The organism is Lactobacillus sp. UMNPBX6, assembly GCF_002553975.1.
Taxonomy (GTDB): domain Bacteria; phylum Bacillota; class Bacilli; order Lactobacillales; family Lactobacillaceae; genus Lactobacillus; species Lactobacillus gallinarum.
The window spans coordinates 1-18,732 of sequence record NZ_PCZD01000035.1 but is presented as its reverse complement, the minus strand read 5'-3'; the positions used below and the strand labels follow the sequence as shown (position 1 = coordinate 18,732).

The 18,732-nt window shown below is 38.3% G+C and carries 16 protein-coding genes and 4 tRNA genes; 6 read left to right on the top strand and 14 right to left on the bottom strand.

The features are described 5' to 3' along the window. Nucleotides 1–142: 142 nt before the first annotated feature. Both CP357_RS06840 and CP357_RS06835 read right to left on the bottom strand, forming a co-directional pair. Nucleotides 143–1,765 (bottom strand): ABC-F family ATP-binding cassette domain-containing protein, encoded by a 1,623-nt coding sequence (locus CP357_RS06840; protein WP_098036890.1) that lies wholly within the window; start codon nucleotides 1,763–1,765, stop codon nucleotides 143–145. A gap of 105 nt (nucleotides 1,766–1,870) precedes the next feature. Next, nucleotides 1,871–2,953, bottom strand: a complete 1,083-nt coding sequence (locus CP357_RS06835) for a M42 family metallopeptidase (protein ID WP_098036889.1) — start codon at nucleotides 2,951–2,953, stop codon at nucleotides 1,871–1,873. Between the two features lie 91 nt (nucleotides 2,954–3,044). Between CP357_RS06835 and CP357_RS06830 the strand changes: the two genes are divergently transcribed. Continuing rightward, entirely contained in the window at nucleotides 3,045–4,244 is a 1,200-nt protein-coding gene (locus tag CP357_RS06830; protein WP_087235680.1) for an MFS transporter, read from the top strand. Between the two features lie 32 nt (nucleotides 4,245–4,276). Here the strand turns inward: CP357_RS06830 and CP357_RS06825 are convergent, their stop codons facing one another. Next, nucleotides 4,277–5,746 carry an MFS transporter gene (locus CP357_RS06825; protein WP_098036888.1) on the bottom strand — a complete coding sequence of 490 codons (1,470 nt, stop codon included), beginning with the start codon at nucleotides 5,744–5,746 and terminating at the stop codon, nucleotides 4,277–4,279. Between the two features lie 128 nt (nucleotides 5,747–5,874). On the opposite strand from CP357_RS06825, the gene CP357_RS06820 reads away from it, so the two are divergent. The 3 genes from CP357_RS06820 to CP357_RS06810 all read left to right on the top strand — a co-directional run bounded on the left by CP357_RS06820 (nucleotide 5,875) and on the right by CP357_RS06810 (nucleotide 8,734). Then, nucleotides 5,875–6,666 carry a Cof-type HAD-IIB family hydrolase gene (locus tag CP357_RS06820; protein WP_191335480.1) on the top strand — a complete coding sequence of 264 codons (792 nt, stop codon included), beginning with the start codon at nucleotides 5,875–5,877 and terminating at the stop codon, nucleotides 6,664–6,666. A 198-nt stretch (nucleotides 6,667–6,864) separates the two neighbouring features. Next, a complete protein-coding gene (gene pyrR / locus CP357_RS06815) occupies nucleotides 6,865–7,395 on the top strand; it encodes a bifunctional pyr operon transcriptional regulator/uracil phosphoribosyltransferase PyrR (protein WP_087300884.1) in 531 nt (176 codons plus the stop codon). 10 nt (nucleotides 7,396–7,405) lie between these two features. Next, nucleotides 7,406–8,734, top strand: a complete 1,329-nt coding sequence (locus tag CP357_RS06810) for a solute carrier family 23 protein (RefSeq protein WP_098036887.1) — start codon at nucleotides 7,406–7,408, stop codon at nucleotides 8,732–8,734. Between the two features lie 57 nt (nucleotides 8,735–8,791). Here the strand turns inward: CP357_RS06810 and CP357_RS06805 are convergent, their stop codons facing one another. From CP357_RS06805 to CP357_RS06795, 3 genes are all read right to left on the bottom strand, one after another. Next, the gene (locus CP357_RS06805; protein ID WP_098036886.1) at nucleotides 8,792–9,628 is read right to left on the bottom strand and encodes an aldo/keto reductase; all 837 of its coding nucleotides are present in this window, start codon (nucleotides 9,626–9,628) and stop codon (nucleotides 8,792–8,794) included. A 55-nt stretch (nucleotides 9,629–9,683) separates the two neighbouring features. Continuing rightward, on the bottom strand, nucleotides 9,684–10,217 hold the full coding sequence (locus tag CP357_RS06800; RefSeq protein ID WP_255404982.1) for a GNAT family N-acetyltransferase: 534 nt from the start codon (nucleotides 10,215–10,217) through the stop codon (nucleotides 9,684–9,686). Between the two features lie 111 nt (nucleotides 10,218–10,328). Beyond that, entirely contained in the window at nucleotides 10,329–12,101 is a 1,773-nt protein-coding gene (locus CP357_RS06795; RefSeq protein ID WP_098036885.1) for an oleate hydratase, read from the bottom strand. Between the two features lie 109 nt (nucleotides 12,102–12,210). On the opposite strand from CP357_RS06795, the gene CP357_RS06790 reads away from it, so the two are divergent. Continuing rightward, nucleotides 12,211–12,723 carry a TetR/AcrR family transcriptional regulator gene (locus CP357_RS06790; protein ID WP_025005418.1) on the top strand — a complete coding sequence of 171 codons (513 nt, stop codon included), beginning with the start codon at nucleotides 12,211–12,213 and terminating at the stop codon, nucleotides 12,721–12,723. Nucleotides 12,724–12,730: 7 nt separating this feature from the next. Here the strand turns inward: CP357_RS06790 and CP357_RS06785 are convergent, their stop codons facing one another. The 7 genes from CP357_RS06785 to rlmD all read right to left on the bottom strand — a co-directional run bounded on the left by CP357_RS06785 (nucleotide 12,731) and on the right by rlmD (nucleotide 16,548). Then, nucleotides 12,731–14,197 (bottom strand): MFS transporter, encoded by a 1,467-nt coding sequence (locus CP357_RS06785; RefSeq protein WP_098036884.1) that lies wholly within the window; start codon nucleotides 14,195–14,197, stop codon nucleotides 12,731–12,733. Between the two features lie 62 nt (nucleotides 14,198–14,259). Beyond that, nucleotides 14,260–14,332 (bottom strand) — tRNA-Val (locus tag CP357_RS06780). An 8-nt stretch (nucleotides 14,333–14,340) separates the two neighbouring features. Next, nucleotides 14,341–14,413 (bottom strand) — tRNA-His (locus CP357_RS06775). Nucleotides 14,414–14,420: 7 nt separating this feature from the next. Beyond that, nucleotides 14,421–14,494: transfer RNA gene (locus tag CP357_RS06770), tRNA-Asp, on the bottom strand. A 6-nt stretch (nucleotides 14,495–14,500) separates the two neighbouring features. Further along, nucleotides 14,501–14,587 (bottom strand) — tRNA-Ser (locus CP357_RS06765). Between the two features lie 110 nt (nucleotides 14,588–14,697). Next, the gene (locus tag CP357_RS06760) at nucleotides 14,698–15,198 is read right to left on the bottom strand and encodes a GNAT family N-acetyltransferase (protein ID WP_087175897.1); all 501 of its coding nucleotides are present in this window, start codon (nucleotides 15,196–15,198) and stop codon (nucleotides 14,698–14,700) included. A gap of 3 nt (nucleotides 15,199–15,201) precedes the next feature. Beyond that, nucleotides 15,202–16,548: a 23S rRNA (uracil(1939)-C(5))-methyltransferase RlmD gene (rlmD, locus tag CP357_RS06755; RefSeq protein ID WP_087235689.1), complete on the bottom strand. Its 1,347-nt coding sequence runs from the start codon at nucleotides 16,546–16,548 to the stop codon at nucleotides 15,202–15,204. A gap of 366 nt (nucleotides 16,549–16,914) precedes the next feature. Between rlmD and nhaC the strand changes: the two genes are divergently transcribed. Then, nucleotides 16,915–18,291 carry a Na+/H+ antiporter NhaC gene (nhaC, locus tag CP357_RS06750; protein WP_098036883.1) on the top strand — a complete coding sequence of 459 codons (1,377 nt, stop codon included), beginning with the start codon at nucleotides 16,915–16,917 and terminating at the stop codon, nucleotides 18,289–18,291. A 35-nt stretch (nucleotides 18,292–18,326) separates the two neighbouring features. Here nhaC and CP357_RS06745 read toward each other — a convergent pair whose 3' ends face one another. Beyond that, complete coding sequence (locus CP357_RS06745; protein WP_087175894.1) at nucleotides 18,327–18,668, bottom strand: hypothetical protein; 342 nt, start codon at nucleotides 18,666–18,668, stop codon at nucleotides 18,327–18,329. Nucleotides 18,669–18,732 lie beyond the last annotated feature (64 nt).

Here is an 18,732-nt window from a genome sequence, read left to right as displayed (position 1 = left end):
CGGAATCAAGCCTCTATTAATCCTGTATTTTAAACTGTCTAATTTTTAGGTCTCACTTCACTAACTTTTTTAATTTTATTTTACTTTTCTACTTGTATTTTTAACACAAAAAAGGATTCTTTTCATCTGAATCCTCTTAATTTTAATATATTTTTTTAACTTGTTCCTGAATACTGTCTTTATCCAAGAATTCATCATAAGTAGTATCTTGTCTGCTGACGATTCCTTTAGGGCCAACTTCGATGATATGATTGGCAATTGTTTGAATAAATTCGTGATCGTGAGAAGTAAATAATATTGAACCAGGATATGCTACCAAAGCGTCGTTCAAAGCAGTAATTGATTCCAAATCAAGGTGATTAGTTGGATCATCCATAATTAATACGTTAGCCGGCTCAAGCATCATTCTAGACAATTGACAGCGAACTTTTTCACCACCAGATAATACTTTAATTTTCTTCTCAATTTCTTCCCCACTGAAAAGCATTCTTCCTAAGAAACCACGAAGGAATGTATTATCATCTTGTTCCTTAGTCGCATATTGTCTTAACCAATCTAAAATAGTTAAATCATCGTTATTAAAGTTTGCATTTAAATCACGAGACATGTAGTTAAAGGCTGTAGTCTGACCCCAGGTAACAGTGCCTGTATCTGGCTTAATTTTGCCAGCAATAATATCAAGCAAAGCGGTTGTTGCTAAAGCGTTACGTGATAAAAATGCAACCTTGTCACCGGGACGAACTATAAATGAAACATTATCTAAGATCTTTTCACCATCAACTGAGTATGAAACGTTTTCTACCTTAACCAAATCATTTCCAAGATCACGATGCATTTCAAATTTAACAAATGGATACTTTCTTGATGATGGTTTAATATCATCCAAAGTAATTTTATCAAGTTGCTTCTTACGAGAAGTGGCTTGACGTGACTTAGACGCATTAGCTGAGAAGCGGGCAATAAATTCTTGCAGCTGCTTAATCTTTTCTTCTTTTTTGGCATTCTGATTAGCTGCTAATTCATTAGCCAACTTACTTGATTCATACCAGAAATCATAGTTACCAACATAAAGTTGAATCTTGCCACGATCAACATCACACATTTCAGTACATACCTGATTTAAAAAGTGACGGTCGTGTGAAACTACGATCACAATATTTGGATAATCAGCCAAAAAGTTTTCTAGCCATTCCACTGTGTGAACATCAAGACCGTTAGTTGGTTCGTCAAGTAAAAGAATATCTGGATTACCAAATAAAGCTTGAGCTAAAAGCACCTTAACCTTTTCTGATTCAGGCAATTCCTTCATTAACATCTGGTGTTCACTTTCAGGAATATCTAATGACTGTAACAATTTAGAAACATCAGCTTCAGCATTCCAGCCATCAAGCTCTGCAAACTTACTTTCAAGTTCTGCCGCCTTAACACCATCTTCATCACCAAAATCAGGCTTAGCATAAAGCGCATCTTTTTCCTTCATTACTTGATAAAGTTCTTTGTGCCCTTGAATAACCGTATCCATAACGGTGAAATCTTCAAAAGCAAAGTGATCCTGGTTAAGACTAGACATTCTTTCATTCGGATCAATGCTGATTGAGCCTGTCGTTGGTTCAAGCTTACCTTCTAGCAATTTAAGAAAAGTAGATTTACCAGCGCCATTTGCACCAATCACACCGTAACAATTACCTGGGGTAAATTTTAAGTTAACATCTTCATAAAGTGTACGGCCGCCAAATTTAAGACTTAAGTCGGATACTGTAATCAATCGTTATACCTCACTATTATTAATTTAAAAAAGTTAAAATTATGTATCAGTATATCAAAAAAAGCAGATCCAAATGAAGTACGAATCTGCTTTTTTTACTTTTAATTAAAATTTCTTGAAGCTATCCAATTTTTCCTGGGTAATATCACGAATAATTGCAGTAGCTAAATCAACGGATGCCTTAAAGTCTTTGTAACTGCTGAAGCAATATGGGGAGTGCTCGTAACGCACTGGAATACCGATGACAATTGTTGGAGCACCATTTTCGTAGTAAATTGCGGCACCGTCTTGGCCACCACCAGTTCTAACTGAACGAGTGTATGGAATGTTGATCTTGTCAGCCAAGTCGCAAGCATACTGTTGAAACTTAGGATTTGGCAAGAATGTAGTATCCATATCACGAAGCATTGGTCCACGCTTTAAACCGGTTTGTGAAAGCCAATCAGGAGTGAAGGTGTCATCTGCTGGACAGCTTTCAAGTACAATACATAGATCTGGCTTAACTTTTCTAGCAGTTACGTAAGCTCCGCGAAGACCTACTTCTTCTTGGCTAGACAAAGCGGCAACAACATCAAAGTTAGTTTCTTCACCCTTCAAGTTGTCCAAAACGTCAATCATCGCACCGGCACCAAAACGGTCGTCGAAGTCTTTACCAAAGAACAACCCAGATTTTTCGTGGTATTCGCATTTTACATCAACAAAGATTGGACAACCTGTGTCGATTTTGTAGTCCTTAATTGTTTCTTCACGGCTGCTTGAACCAACATCAATTGACATATCGGCAACGTCAGGCACGTTGTTTCTTTCAGCAGCAGTCATAAAGTGTGGTGGCTTAGTTGCGACAACACCAGGGATGTATTCGCCATCGCGGTTTCTAACCTTAACCTTCAAAGCAGGGATATTGTATTTTACCCAGCCGCCGAGTGGAACAAACTTGATTAAACCATTTGGACGAACGGCCTGGGTGATAAAACCAACTGCATCTGAGTGGGCATCAAGTTGAATTACAGGACGGTTGCCCTTGTTTTCCTTCTTTGATGCATAAACATTGAGCATCCCGTCAGTCTCAATATTGGCTGTCTTTTCTGCATAGCTAGTAAAAAGTTTAACGAATTCTTCTTCAAAACCAGATGTAGCGTTAGCATCTGAGAATTTTTTAAGCATTTCGATTTCTTGTGCTTTTTCCATAATTTTCTCCTTCTGTAAGTCCTTACATCAAATTTTATCATAGTTCTTTATCTTTATTTTTTGCTAAACTAAAATTAGGAGGGTTTACATCGTGAAAGAAAAACCTATTTGGAAGAAAAATCTATTCGTCTTATCGATCGCGGTCTTCATTGCAGGAATCGCATTTTCAGAAATTATGCCTTTCTTATCGTTATACATTAACACGTTAGGCAACTTCTCTCACCAACAACTTAACTTCTGGTCTGGGATCGTTTATTCTGGTACGTTCATCGTTTCAGCGGTTGTTTCTCCTTGGTGGGGCAAATTAGCTGATAAAAAAGGACGTAAACCAATGATTTTGCGGGCCGGAATCGGGATGTCCGTCGTTATCGCCTGCATGGGGTTAGTCCAAAATGTTTGGCAATTGCTTTTGCTTAGAATGCTGCAAGGTGTATTTGCCGGCTTTATTTCTAACTCTAATGCCTTAGTTGCCACCGAAACGCCGAAGACAAATTCTGGACAAGCTCTAGGAACGATTGCTTCAGCGACCACTGCCGGTACCTTGCTGGGACCACTTGTTGGTGGTGCTTTAACATCAATTTTTTCATACCGCATTACCTTTATGATCACTGGTGGCTTGCTCTTATTATGCTCAATCTTAGTTCTATTCTTCGTTCATGAAGACGACTTTAAGCCAGTTACCGCAAAAAAATTGGACAAAGCCAGCGGCGTAATTAAGTCGCTTCGTTCGCCTCATCTGATCTTTGGTTTGCTATTAACCACTTTAATTATTCAAGCAGCTAATAACTCCATTAACCCAATCGTTTCACTATATGTCCGCCAATTACTTAACGGCCATGACAACGTTGTCTTCATCTCTGGTGTTATCGCCGCCCTTCCTGGGATTGCTACTTTCCTAGTGGCCTCCCGCTTCGGTGCACTTGGTGATAAAATCGGTACTCACAAAATCATCGTGGCTGGTTTTATTGCGGCATCAATTTTCTTCTTCCTGACCGCTTTTGTACGAAACACAGTTGAATTAGGAATTTTGCGCTTCTTAGTTGGTTTTTCTGACGCTTGTTTATTCCCACAAGTACAAACGATGTTAACCAAAAACTCACCTGCCGCCGTTACTGGCCGTATCTTTTCATGGAACCAGTCGGCTATGTACATCGGCAACATCGTAGGACCATTACTTGGTTCATTCGTATCAGGGATGTTCAACTATAGCATGGTCTTCATCGTCACCACGGTGATCGTATTAATCAATCTACTTTTGTTCAGAATCAACGTCATTCGCAATTTACAGTAAAAATAAAAAGCTTGAGAAAAATCTCAAGCTTTTTATTCTGCCGCTTTTTTGGCTTCATGTCTGTTATAAATAAAGTTAACTACGTACGCACAAATCATTAAAAACAGTGCCACATACATAATTTCGATAATTCCTGAATGGAAAATTCTTCTCATGATTGGCAATAATGCAGTTGGCAAACTCTTAGCCGATTCCGCATCACTCAACTTGTTCATCATGGTCATCGTAATGCCGCGATGACCGGTGATTCCTCGAGCCAAAGCCAAGTTCATGATGACCCCATAAATGGCAGCCATCACAGTTTGAGCAAGAATTCGAATCAAGAAACTCAGTGACGTAGCCGGTGCCATATCTTTTTCACTGGCGTCAATCTGCACCTTGATCTGCAAAATAACAAAGATCGAACCTACACCTAAACCAGATAAAGCTGCAATGATCATCAAGATTTGATACGGCGTGTTCATTGGCACCAAGATCAAGCTTAAAATGGTAATAATGATCAAAGTAAAATCGATAATGAGCAAACGATAATTGCTAAAATGACGCAAGAAATATGGCGCGCTTTGTGAACCGGCAATATCCAAAATGGAGTTAGGGATCAAGGTCATCCCACCGATTAAAGCGGAGGTCCCTAAAATGGCCTGCGACCACATTGGCAAATAAGTGTTAACTGAAATATAAGCACCCCATGCTAGGGCAAACAGGATAAAGTCGCCCACCAGCGCTTTATTCATAAAAACACTCAACGGTACAACAGGACTATCTGCCTTGTTTTCCACAAAGATAAAGGCAACAAGTAAGGTAACTCCGATAATGACGAAAGCTGCAACCATGATACCACTAGCTAAACCCAGCATCTGAATTCCAACTAAAAAGCAGGACAAGCCAGCGATCAAAGTGAAGGCACCCATTTTGTCAAAGTGTACTTTTTCCTTAGCCTTGTGCACATCGCGATAAAAGACAAAACTCAAAATAATGGAAATCAGTCCTAATGGGACATTGATGTAGAAGACCCAGTGCCAAGAAAGGGCATCAACAATCCAGCCACCAACAAGCGGTCCCGCAATACATGCCGCACTGAAGCTGGCCGCAATGTAGCTTAAAATAACCGTTCTTCTCTTAATATTCGGATAAATAAAACCGACAATAACATAAGGCAGCGAGCCCATACCGCCGGCACCGATACCCATTAAAATTCTGGCAATTAAGAAGAAGTAAATATTTGGCGCTATCCCTTCAAGTAGAGAACCAACAATAAAGAGGATAAGTGAAAGTTCAAAAGCAAATTTATTGCCCATTCTTTCACCTAATTTGCTCCAAATTGGTACTGAAACGGACATCCCCAGCAAGAAGCAGGCAACAATCCAGCCCATATATTGAATTCCGTGCAGATCAGAAACGATCGCAGGAATTGCCGTATTAATAATGGTAGCGTCTAGTCCTGACATAATATTTGCTAAAAGCAAGGACCAAGTTACCATCGAAATTTGCTTTTTATTCATTCAATCTCACCCTTTTACTTAGAAACTTTTTAACTAGAACATTATGCAAGTTACCTTTATAATTGTCAAAATAGTAAACGGTTTCATGATAAAATATAAATACCTACTTTTTATAGGAGAGATTTTCTATGATTAAATTAATCGCTGTCGATATGGACGGAACTTTTTTAAACTCACAAAGTAAATACAACGAAGTCAGATTCAAGGAGATTCATTCTAAACTTGATGAAAAAGGTATTCATTTTGTCGTAGCTAGTGGTAACCAATATTATCAATTAAAAGATTTTTTCACCGATTATGATGATATTGACTACGTAGCTGAAAATGGTGCACTTATCCGTAATCCAGAAAAGGTTTATACAGTACACTCTTACCCTACTGAAGCTGTTAAAGCCATCGAAAAATTTTTATTAGATCAAGTACCCAATCTTAATTTCTTAGTCTGTGGTGAACAAGCAGCTTATGGCCTAGATATCTTGCCAGAAAAATACTTTAAGATGTCTAGCCATTACTATCATCACTTAGAAAAAATTAAGAGCTTTAGTGACATTCACGATAAAATCCTAAAATTTGCAGTTCAATGTCCCGATGAAAAAACCGACTATTTTGTTCAATTATTCAAGGACAACTTGAGCCAATATAGCGGCGTTACAAGCAGCGGTCACGGAGACATCGACATCATCCAACCTGACATTCACAAAGCTAACGGCTTAAAAGAATTGGGTGATATTTTAGGCATTAAGTTAAGCGAAATGTGCGCATTCGGTGACGGTGGAAACGATCTAGAGATGCTACGAGAAGTTGGCGATGGCGTCGCAATGAAGAACGTCGTTCCAGCCCTTCTTGAAGTGGCTAACCACGTGACTGACACTAACGATGAAGAAGGCGTTTTGAACTACATCGAAAAAAACATTCTTTAGAATCTGCTTGACAATATCCGCTTTTGCTAGTTTAATATAAGAAAAATATAGTGATGACCTTTAAAGTTAGTCCTGTGAGGCTAAGAAGGAAATCTGCGTGAGCTAGTCTTTTTTGTGCTAGCAGAAACAGAAAGACCATCTTGGACTCAGTGTCCTTGGTGGTCTTTTTCTTTTGGTCATCCAAGAAAGGAAAAATATATGGCAAAAGAAATTGTTGATGCAATCAGTATGAAGCGTGCCTTAATGCGAATGACCTACGAAATTATCGAACGCAACAAAGGTACTGAAAACTTAGTTTTAATCGGAATCAAGACTCGTGGTCTTTACTTAGCTCAAAGAATTGCTAAGAACCTTAAGAATCTTGAAGACGTTGATGTTCCCGTTGGGGCAATCGATGTTTCTCAATATCGTGATGACCTGCCAGAAAGCGAAAAGGAAAAGATGATTCATGGTCAACAACTCGACTTTGATATCACAGACAAAAACGTTGTTTTAGTCGACGACGTTTTGTTCACCGGTAGAACTATTAGAGCTGCGCTTGACGCAATCATGGATCAAGGTCGTCCAGCTAAGATCAACTTGGCAGTTTTGATCGACCGTGGTCACCGTGAATTGCCAATTCGTCCTGACTTTATCGGTAAGAACATCCCTACCGCAATGGATGAGGAAGTTAAGGTATCATTGACCGAAGTCGATGATAAAGACGGCATTGATATCATGAACAAATAGGAGTATTTGAATGAGTGAAAAAGAAAAGTTTAGAAACCCGGACGCGATTTTAGACGTCTACGAAAAGCCTGAACTTGGTCAAGGTATCCTGCTCTCCTTGCAGCACATGTTTGCCATGTTCGGTTCTACCGTTTTGGTTCCAATCTTAATCGGAATCAACCCAAGTATCGCCCTGCTTTCATCAGGCGTCGGTACTTTAGTCCACATGATCTTGACCCACTTTAAGATCCCAGCATACTTAGGTTCAAGTTTTGCCTTCGTTGCAACTATGCAAGCATTGATGAAGACTGACGGCTATCCTGCAGTTGCTCAAGGTGCGATTGCTTCTGGTTTAGTTTACGTAATCGTGGCTTTGATCATTGCCAAGGTTGGTTCTGGTTGGGTTAACAAGGTTTTGCCACCAATCGTTGTAGGACCAATTATCATCGTTATTGGTTTGTCTCTTGCTACGACTGCTGCCAATGATGCGATGATGAACAACCAAAAGTATGATTTAACCTACTTTGGTGTTGCCATTTTCACATTGGTCATGACTTTGGTCTTCCAAATGTGTTTCAAAGGCTTCACGAGCTTAGTTTCAATCATGCTCGGCATCATCTGTGGTTATATCTTAGCCTGCTTCTTAGGCATTGTAGACTTCTCAGGTGTTGAAAAAGCCGCTTGGTTCTCTATTCCTTCACTTGATGTGATGGGCATTAGCTACCACTTCAAATGGTACCCAGCAGCCATTTTAGCCATGGCACCAATCGCCTTCGTGACGATGACGGAACACATGGGCCACATTATGGTGCTTAACTCATTGACTAAGCGTAACTTTTTTAAAGATCCTGGTCTTCACAGAACTATGATGGGTGACGGTATTTCAACGATTATCGCCGGTTTCATCGGTGGTCCTCCTACAACTTCATACGGTGAAAACATCGGTGTGTTAGCTATGACTAAGGTGCACTCTGTTTGGGTCCTTGCCGGTGCCGCAGTTTGTGCGATCATCTTCAGTTTTGTTGGTAAGCTTGCTGCGTTAATCGAATCAATTCCAATGCCAGTAATTGGAGGAATTTCATTCTTACTCTTTGGTACAATCGCTTCTAACGGTTTGAAGATCTTAGTTGACGATAAGGTTGACTTTGGTGAAAAACGCAACATGTTAATCGCTTCAGTTATCTTGGTTATCGGTATCGGTGGTGCCTACCTCCAACTTGGCAACTTCCAATTAACTTCAGTTGCCCTTTCAACCATTATCGGTATGATCTTGAACTGGGTTCTTCCTAAGAAAGCTGCCAGTGAAAAGGCACTTGAAGAAAAGAATAAGCAAAAGCAAGATGGTAAGATTTACCAATAATTAATATTAAGCAAAAAGCAGTTAGCTATCACTAACGATAACTAACTGTTTTTATTTTTATCTAAAACTTTCAGCAATCTCTGGGTCCATCTCATCTTCTAAAACGCTATGTCCTTGATCCAGTGTCTTAATCTTTGCCATGTCTTCAGCATCAATCTCAAAGTCAAAGACATCGAAGTTTTCAGCTAATCTTGCTTTGTGAACAGATTTTGGAATTACAACATAATTTCTTTGTAAGAACCATCTAATCATCACTTGAGCTGTAGTCTTACCATGCTTTTGCGCAATTTCTGCTAAAACAGGATTGGTAAAAATATGCTCAGCACCTTCCGCAAATGGGGCCCATGCTTCAGGCTGTACACCTTCTTTTTCCATATATGCCTGTGATTTCCACTCTTGATTCCAGACATTTGTTTCAATTTGATTTACCACTGGCTTCACATTATTGAAGGTAATTAAATCAGCTAACCGTTCATTCCAAAAACTGCTAACACCGATTGCACGAATGCGGCCTTCTTTGTATAAACGTTCCATTGCCCGCCACGTGCCATAATAATCGTTATAAGGCTTATGAATTAGATACAGATCAAGATAATCTAACTGCAATTTCTTCATCGTCTCATCAAAAGCCTTGAGCGTTGCATCATAGCCGTAATCGTCGACCCAGACCTTGGAAGTGACGAAAATATCTTCTCGAGGGACATTACTGTGCTTAATTGCATCCCCCACAGCTTGTTCATTGCCGTAAATTTGCGCAGTATCGACTAGACGGTAGCCGACTTCAAGTCCATCTTCTACGACTTGCTGCGTTTGAGCTAGATCATTAATTTGATAAACGCCAAAGCCAAGGTGCGGCATTTTTACGCCATTGTTTAGAGTTACATATTTTTCCATGATGTTATTCCTTATTAAGAAAAAAGAGTAAAACCACAACGGCTTCACTCCTCCATTATTTTTCAACTTTTGCCTGATAAAAGCCGAAGCTCATCTGACGCAAGGTATCAATGAAGCTTTCCTTATCCAGCTTCTTCCCTGTCGTTAGCGCCTCAAATTCTCCATCAGGATCTTTCAACTTTTGATCCGTTCTATGGAAACCATTCCGCTCATAGAACTTAAGTCGGCTAACTCGCTGTTTATAATTCTTCGCCTTTGAAGTTACTGGCTCAATATCAATCACAATTTGCTTATCTGGAAAACGATCTTCAAGCATGGTCAAAATCTTGGAACCATAGCCTTGGCCGCGCAATTCTTCATTGATTGCCAAGTAGGTCAAATAAACCGTCTTATCGTTTTCGGCATAATAAGTAATGCCGCAGAACTGATCTCCATTGTAAATTGCGTGAAACTTAACATTACGGTGTAGTGACATCGCTAAAAGAGAAAACATTGAGAATCTTTCCCATGCAGGAAAGGCCTTCATGTATAAATCTTTTGCGTCACGGTATGCTTTTGTGCCCCATCGGGCGGGTTTCGAGTCTAAAATAATATCCTTCTTTTCTAATTAAAATCACTATTAAAACTCAATACCATAATAATAACAGAAAAACTGCCGCATGACGCGACAGTTGCTCTGTTTTTCACAATATTTTATTGTCTAAATCAACTTATACTTCTTCATCAATTCTTCAACATAAGTGCCCTTAACCTTCTTGAGCATCCCCTTAATTACCAACTTCTCAGGCATTGGTAAATCAAGGTCTTCAAGCTTCTTTTGATCGTTCAAGTAGTACATCGCATTCATCAACATTCTGACATCAAAGGCAGAAGCGAATACTTCAGGTACGCCACGGTCGATATCAAGCAATGTGTAGACAGCTTCCATCGCGGTTCTAACTGAATATTCAGTAGTAAAGACAGTGTCTCTTGGAGTTTCCGCAAAGTTACCAATGAAGGCTAAGTTCTTTGAATGATCTGGCACTACCTTTGGTCTATCGCCTAATGCTCTTGGCATAAAGTATGAAGTAATGTATGGCATATGTGCTGGAATAGTAGTTGCAGCTGCAGCCATTTCAGGAATTCTTTCTTCAGGAACACCCATGTGGTAAAGCCATTCTTCACACAATTCGATACCATTACAGTCAGGCATAGTCTTTTCAACATAATTACCCTTAGTGTCTGAGAACAAGCCATAGAGCCAAACAATCAATTCATTTGGCTTTTGTGCCTTAAAGTGTGGCTGACGACTAATTGAGTAACCTAATAACCAGTTAGAATCCTTAATCGTAGTTGGTCCACTAGTAACAATTGAACCACTGTGTGGATCTTTCTTATTAACTGCTTCAATAAATGGCACAATATCATCATTCTTAAAGGTAATTGTAGCTGACATTCTCCAGTTAGCCTTTGGAATATCCCTGCAGAAGACCTCTGGATGACCAAAGTCTTCATCTTGAGCAGCCAAGTTCTTCCATAATTGCCAGCTAGCACCTAATTCATGCTCTGCTGGAGCTGGGTGGAAGTTATCACCATAAGTAGTGCTTTCAGTGATAGAACCGTTAGTGACAAAGACAAGATCGTTTTCAGTTAAATCAATTGTCTTTCTTTCACCTTTTTCAGTTAAAACAATTTGCTTGGCAACTTTTTTACCATCTGAACGGTTAACAAAGATGTTATCTACTACAGTGTCGTAATGGAATTGAACGCCATGTCCTTTCAAATATTTAACCATTGGCAGAATTAATGATTCATATTGGTTATACTTAGTAAAGCGAAGTGATGATAAATTCTTCAATGTAGCAACGTGTTGAACGAAACGCATCAAGTAGCGACGCATTTCCATTGCACTTGCCCATGGTTCAAAGGCAAACATAGTTGACCAGTAAAGCCAGAAGTTGGATTGGAAGAATTCTTTGGTAAAGACTTCGTTAATCTTCTTATTTTGCAAATCTTTTTCAGGTGTTAAGCAAAGGTCGATGATTTCCTTTACTGCCTTAGGTGTTAACAAAAGTTGACCGTCAGTTGGTAAAGCTTCACCGCGATTGATGATGACACGGGTTTTAGCATAGCTTGGATCTTTTCTATTCAAGCGATAGAATTCATCCAAAATTGATTCGCCTTCATGTTCGGTTGAAGGAATTGATCTGAATAAGTCCCACAAACATTCAAAGTGTGGCTCCATTTCACGACCACCACGGATGATATAACTTTCTTTTTCTTTATTGTAAATACCATCCATTGAACCACCAGGAAGAGACAATTCTTCAAAAATGTGAATTCTATTGCCCTTCATTTGTCCATCACGAATCAAGAATACAGCGCTGGCAAGAGCAGCTAATCCTGATCCAACAATATATGCTGATTTTTGATCAACGTCTTTTGGCTTTTCAGCCTTTACAAATGCTTCATAATTACCATTGCTATAATGCATAATTTACACTTCTTTCAAATAATCGTTACACCTGTAACTATTTACAGCTATAATAATAGTGTAAGCGATATCATTTGTCAAATTAAAACTAATCAAAGGATGATTTTTTATGAATATGAAAAGTCTGCACACGCAGCAACAGATAGAAGAAGCCTTATTTTCTTTATTACAAAAAAAGCCTTACGCCGAAATTTCCATTGCAGAAATTACGCGTAAAGCTCATGTTTCTCGTACTTCTTTTTATCGTAACTATAGCCAAAAAAATGACGTACTAACGCTATTTTTAGCTAATCAATATAAAAAATTTATTGTTGATATTAATGAACATAAATTAAAGACATTGACCAAACAGCTAATTGTTTATCTGACATTTTTTAAAGAAAATCCTAAAGTCATGAAAATCTTGTTAGACGCTGGTTTTGAAGGCAGTCTATTAAACTTTCAAACTCGCTATTTGAAAAAACTGCTTGGTGTCTACCACCCAGACTTAAATTTACCAGATTATGCAGTCGCCTACCAATCAGGCGGAATTTATATGCTCTTAATTTGGTGGGTTAAGCAGGATTATCAAACTCCACTCGAAGATTTAATTAATTATGCGGAAAAACACATTATGCTTTAATGTCTTATTATTGCAATTTCTTGCGCTTTTTACCAAAGTTAAAGTAGAAATTCAGCACAAAGGCAATGATTAACAAAATTAACGATACCAACATAATTTCTTTGATTCCGGCATGGAAAATAGTTCTCATAGTTGGTACTAAATTCTGCGGCAATAATTTTGCACTTTTGGCGTCACTCAATTTATTCATCATGGCCATCGTAATACATTTATGCGTATGAACTCCACTTGCTAAGTTCAAGTTCATAATTACGCCGTACACAGCTGCCATCACAGTTTGTGCCAAAATTCTAATCAAATATGACGTTGAAGTAGCTGTAGCCATATTCTTTAATCCAGCATCTAGCTGCACTTTTAACTGCATAGCAACGAAGATAAAGCCAACACCAATTCCTGAAAACGCACCAATAAACGTCAATATCTGTACTGGCGTATGAATATCTGCCAAAAACAAACCGACGGACGAAATCATCATCGCAATAATTCCAATTAAAGCCAATTTAAATGTTGTCATATGTTCTTGAATAGCCGCTACGCTTTGGGAAGCAATGATTTCTACGATTGAGTTAGGAATCAGAGTCATCCCACCTAAAAGTGCAGATAAACCGAGTAATGCTTGAGCCCACATCGGCATATAAGTATTAACAGCAATAAATGCACCCCAAGTGAAGGCAAATAAAAGAAAATCACCGTCTAAATCTTTATTTTTAAATAAAGATACCGGAATGATTGGATTAGCCGCATGATTCTCACGAATAAAGAAGAGAACAATAAACACTAGACTAACAATAATCAAGCTAATGACAATCCAGTTAGCTGTTAACCCAACTAGTTGAACGCCCATTAAGAATAAAAGCAATCCAATAACTAATAATCCGGCACCAGGAATATCGAAGACTGGTGTTTTTTCTGGTGTAACAGGCTTGTAGTAAACAAGACAGATGATTAATGCTATCAAACCAATTGGAATATTAATATAGAAAACCCAGTGCCATGAAAAGGCATCGATTAACCAACCACCAACCAATGGTCCTAAAATAGCAGCTCCATTCCAGCTTGCTGTTAAGTAGCCTAATACCTTAGTTCTGGTTTTAATATTTTTAAAAACATAACCGGCAATGATATAAGGAAGAGACCCCATACCACCAGCACCGATCCCCATGATGAATCTAGAGCATAAGAAAAAGATGATATTAGGTGCCATACCTTGTAAAGCAGAACCTAAAACAAACAAAATCAGTGAAATTTCAAAGGCCTTTTTATTAGTGATTTTCTCGCCTATCTTAGTCCAAATCGGAATTGAAATAGACATCCCTAATAAGAAAATAGCAACAATCCATCCCATAAACTGAATTCCATGCAAAGCTGCAACAATCGCTGGAATTGCGGTATTAATAATCGTCCCATCAAGTCCTGACATCACATTACCTAACATCAAGGCAATGGTGACCATCGTAATTTGTTTTTTATTCATTCAAATTTCCCCTTTAAAAAACAAAAACTCCTATTATCAGCGATAATAAGAGTAAAAAAATATGGAGGATACAGGGCTCGAACCTGTGACCTCCTGCTTGTAAGGCAGATGCTCTCCCAGCTGAGCTAATCCTCCATTATGGGGGCGGAATGTGGGATTCGAACCCACGCATGCTGGATCCACAAACCAGTGTGTTAACCCCTTCACCAATTCCGCCATATTACGGTCCATGTGGGATTTGAACCCACGATCTCCTCCGTGACAGGGAGGCGAGATAAACCACTGCTCCAATGGACCAATCAAAGGAGGATGTGGGATTTGAACCCACGCGCGGCAGAACCGCCTAACGGTTTTCAAAACCGTCCCCTTAAGCCACTTGGGTAATCCTCCATAGCCGAACAGATACTATTATACTAGAGTGAGAAAAAAGCGCAAGTGTTTTTTGCAAAAAAATAGATATTGATCAAATTGACCAATATCTATTTTTAATCTATCTTCTTTTAATCATGCAAATTCTTTTGATATAGCAAGTACTTATATTCTTTTCCAGCAATTTCTACAAATTTTTCAGTTGCATTATTAATCCAACCAAAATGTTCAAAAAATTGTCGTGCATTTTCGTCTCCATCAATGCACCATAGATAGATCTTGCCATACCCCATCTTTTTTAATTCGTTTTCGGCAGCATTAAGTAGAGTTTTCCCAATATTAAATCCTTGAAAATTAGGTTCAACATAAAGAGCCATTAATTCACCGCATCCGAGCATGCGCGTATCACGAGGACGACCATAACTTACGGCTGCACGAATTTGATTATCATCATCAACAAAAATCAAGTTGTGACGACCACTCTCATTTAATCGTTTAACCCAAGCTTTTTCAGGAATATTATCTAAAAATACATCTGGCAATATATTTTTATATGTATCTTGCCAACACTTTTGAAAAAGTTGACTTGTTTCTTTTGCTTCATCTTCAGAAATTAGTGGTTTAATAATCATTTTTTACTTCTTTGTAAGAACAGTTACGGCTTCAACATGTGGAGTCTGTGGGAACATATCAACAGGATCAATACGCTTAAATTCATAACCCTTTTCTTGGAACAATTGCAAATCACGTACCAAAGTGGCAGGATTACATGAAATATAAACGACTTTCTTAGGTCCTGTCTTAACAGTTGCATTAATAAATTCAGGAGTTAATCCCTTTCTTGGCGGATCAACAAATACTACATCGGTTTTAAGACCACTCTTAGCCCAACGTGGCATAATTTCTTCCGCCTTACCCAAATAATACTTAGCATTAGTAATATCATTAAGCTTAGCATTATCCTTAGCATCTTTAATCGCATCCCGAACTACTTCAATGCCTCGAACTGCTTTAACATGCTTAGCAACACTTAACCCAATAGTTCCAATACCTGAGTAAGCATCAATTACAACATCATCTGGTTTTAAATCAGCCTGTTTGATTGCCAAATTGTACAAACGAGGTGTTTGCAAAGAATTAATTTGGAAGAAACTTTGAGGTGAAATTCTAAACTTCAAATCTCCAATTTGATCAGTAATTTGATCATTACCGAATACCAAGTAATCCTTTTGTCCCAAAATCACGTTTGTCTTCTTAGGATTATAATTTAAAATCAAACCAGAAACGCCTGGAATTTGGCTAACTTCTGCAGCAACATTTGGTAATTGCATGAAATCTTTGTGCAAGCAAACTAAAATTACCATCATTTCGCCAGTAGATTTGCTACGACGAACTTCTAAGTAACGCACTTCGCCCTTATTATTAATTTCATCATAAGCGGGCACTTTATATTTACGCAAAATATCTCTTACGGCTACTAAAACTCGATCAATTTCGGGATCAGTAGTAAAGAAATTAGTCAAAGGCACTAAATCATGCGAATGACGTCTAAAGAAGCCAATTTCAAGTTTGCCATTTACTTCACGCACAGGAACTTGCGCCTTATTACGGTAACCAACTTCTTCAGGACTAGCTAAAGTTTCCCCAACTTCAATATTTTCTAAATGTGCCTTTTTAAGCAGGTTAACTACTTGATTACGCTTAAAAGCAAGCTGCTTATCATATTTAATATGCGCAAGTGAAGCTAAACCAGTTTGAACGCCCCGATTTAATTCAACTTTTACTCGATCAGGGCTTTCTTTTTTAATTTTTTCAATTTTTGCAAAAGCAAAATTCTTCTTAACTTTTAAAATTTTTGCACTAACTATTTCTCCTGGAAGTGCATTCGTTACGAATACCGTCATTCCATTGTAATGAGCAACGCCCATTGCTTCGTATGAAAGATCAGTGATTTCTAAATCTATAACTTGATTCTTTTCCATAAACACTCAGCCTTTTTTAATAAACCATTTAATTCTTTTCTATTATAATACTCGATTTAAAATTACTACAAAATTATTTTATCTAAAAGTATTGACAGATTTTTTTAATCTTGCTATCATATTTTTCAACAATCAACGACAAAGTAGCTGCTTCGTTAAGCGTTCAGAGATCTGGTGGTTAGTGCGAACCAGTCAGGCGAAGTTAGACAAATTACATCGTGATTAAATATTGTTCGGATAACTTTTCAGAACCGTTACCATCTGATAGAGATTCAAACTCTTATGCTTGAAAGAGTGGGTGGTACCACGGCTATCGTCGTCCCGTTGACTATTTAGTCAACGGGATTTTTTTTTGGAGGAATAAAAATGAAAAAGCAAAAAGTCTCCTTTACGGAATCAATTATTATCCTCATAGCTTTATTGGCTATTTTAGGTATTTCAGTAATCAAGTTCGGTTTATCGCCAGAAGTACCCGTTTTATTCACGGTTCTTTTGCTCACATTCTGGGCAAGACTTCGCGGCTTTACCTGGACAGATGTCCAAGATGGTATTAAAGAAGGTATTGGCGTAGCCATCATCCCTATCTTTATTTTTATTTTAATTGGTGCCTTAATTGGTCTTTGGATTAAAGCGGGTATTATCCCTTCCATCATGGTATTGGGTTTCCATTTAATTAGTGGTAGTTTCTTTGTTCCATCTGTTTTTGTAGTCTGTGCAATCGTTGGGGTAGCCATTGGTAGTGGTTTTACTACTATCTCTACAGTTGGGATTGCCCTCTTCGGTATTGGTGCCAGCATGAATGCAAATCCAGCTTTAGTTGCCGGTGCTATCATCTCAGGTGCCGTATTTGGCGATAAAATGTCTCCATTATCAGATTCAACTAATTTGTCATCTGCAGTGGCTGAAAGTGAATTATTCGCCCACATCAAGAACATGATGTGGTCAACTATCCCATCATTTGTTGTTTCCTTAATTCTGTTCTGGATTCTTGGTAACAGCGGTCAAATGGATCCAACTAAGATTGAACGTACTTCTCACGTTTTACAAACTAACTTCTCTATTTCTTGGTGGGCAATCGTTCCAATCGTTTTTATGCTACTTTGCGCTTGGCGTAAGGTTCCAGCTATCCCTACTCTTTTCATCAACATTGCAGCAACTGTCATCATGCTTTTTGCCCAAAATCCTCACGAATCAGTGCAATCATTAAATAATTTAATCATGAATGGTTTTGTTGCCAAAACTAGTGACGCTTCTGTTAACGCCTTGCTTACTCGTGGTGGTATTTCTAGCATGATGGCTACTGTTGCCCTAATCATCTCTACTCTTTCATTAGGTGGGATGTTAATGAAATTCAGCGTAGTTCAAAGCGCAATGGAACCACTTGTTAAGCATTTGAGAAAGCCAGGTCGTTTAATTACTGTTACTATTCTTTCAGGTATCTGCATTAACTTGTTTGTTGGTGAACAATACTTATCAGTAATTTTGCCAGGTCGAGCATTTAAACCTGCTTTTGATAGAATTAAGCTTTCACCACTTGCACTTAGCCGTGTACTTGAAGATGGTGGTAGTGTTATCAACTACTTAATTCCATGGGGCGTTGCCGGTTCATTTGCTGCCGCTACCTTGGGCGTTCCAGTTTTACAATTCTTACCATTTGCATTCTTTAGTTTACTTTCACCGGTATTCTCAATCATCAGCGGATTTACTGGTATCGGTTTAAAGTGGGCTAAAGACAAAAAATAAACTTTAAAATTAAAAGAGTGCCTGAGCACTCTTTTTTAGTTATTCATATTTTCCATTCTAATTTGGGCTTTCTTATGCTCTTCACTTTCACGATATGGTTCATACACAATATCAGTGATTACAATTTCTGCACCATTCTTTTCAAAAACAAGCGCTTGATCTAGCTCGGCGTTCACCATTTTGCTTTTTTGATTATTTCGCTTAAATTTCAAATCATCTAATTCGCGATCAATAAATGTTTTTTGTGATCCCGTTAATTGCTGATATTTCTCCCACGCATTTTTAGTAAAACTTAAAACTAAACCTTTTTTCTCTGCCTGCTCTGGACGACTACTACGTTCACCGCGTACTTCATTATCTGAATATTTTTTATCCATAAAATCACTTCCTCGTATTATATAAATTAAATCTGTGTTGATTGTCTTTTTAGTTTGTTTATTC

Excerpts from the sequence above, each read along its gene's own strand:
- CP357_RS06835 (WP_098036889.1), bottom strand. The coding sequence starts at position 2,953 with ATGGAAAAAGCACAAGAAATCGAAATGCTTAAAAAATTCTCAGATGCT.
- CP357_RS06825 (WP_098036888.1), bottom strand. The coding sequence starts at position 5,746 with ATGAATAAAAAGCAAATTTCGATGGTAACTTGGTCCTTGCTTTTAGCA.
- CP357_RS06820 (WP_191335480.1), top strand. The coding sequence starts at position 5,875 with ATGATTAAATTAATCGCTGTCGATATGGACGGAACTTTTTTAAACTCA.
- pyrR (WP_087300884.1), top strand. The coding sequence starts at position 6,865 with ATGGCAAAAGAAATTGTTGATGCAATCAGTATGAAGCGTGCCTTAATG.
- CP357_RS06810 (WP_098036887.1), top strand. The coding sequence starts at position 7,406 with ATGAGTGAAAAAGAAAAGTTTAGAAACCCGGACGCGATTTTAGACGTC.
- CP357_RS06805 (WP_098036886.1), bottom strand. The coding sequence starts at position 9,628 with ATGGAAAAATATGTAACTCTAAACAATGGCGTAAAAATGCCGCACCTT.
- CP357_RS06795 (WP_098036885.1), bottom strand. The coding sequence starts at position 12,101 with ATGCATTATAGCAATGGTAATTATGAAGCATTTGTAAAGGCTGAAAAG.
- CP357_RS06790 (WP_025005418.1), top strand. The coding sequence starts at position 12,211 with ATGAATATGAAAAGTCTGCACACGCAGCAACAGATAGAAGAAGCCTTA.
- CP357_RS06785 (WP_098036884.1), bottom strand. The coding sequence starts at position 14,197 with ATGAATAAAAAACAAATTACGATGGTCACCATTGCCTTGATGTTAGGT.
- CP357_RS06760 (WP_087175897.1), bottom strand. The coding sequence starts at position 15,198 with ATGATTATTAAACCACTAATTTCTGAAGATGAAGCAAAAGAAACAAGT.
- rlmD (WP_087235689.1), bottom strand. The coding sequence starts at position 16,548 with ATGGAAAAGAATCAAGTTATAGATTTAGAAATCACTGATCTTTCATAC.
- nhaC (WP_098036883.1), top strand. The coding sequence starts at position 16,915 with ATGAAAAAGCAAAAAGTCTCCTTTACGGAATCAATTATTATCCTCATA.
- CP357_RS06745 (WP_087175894.1), bottom strand. The coding sequence starts at position 18,668 with ATGGATAAAAAATATTCAGATAATGAAGTACGCGGTGAACGTAGTAGT.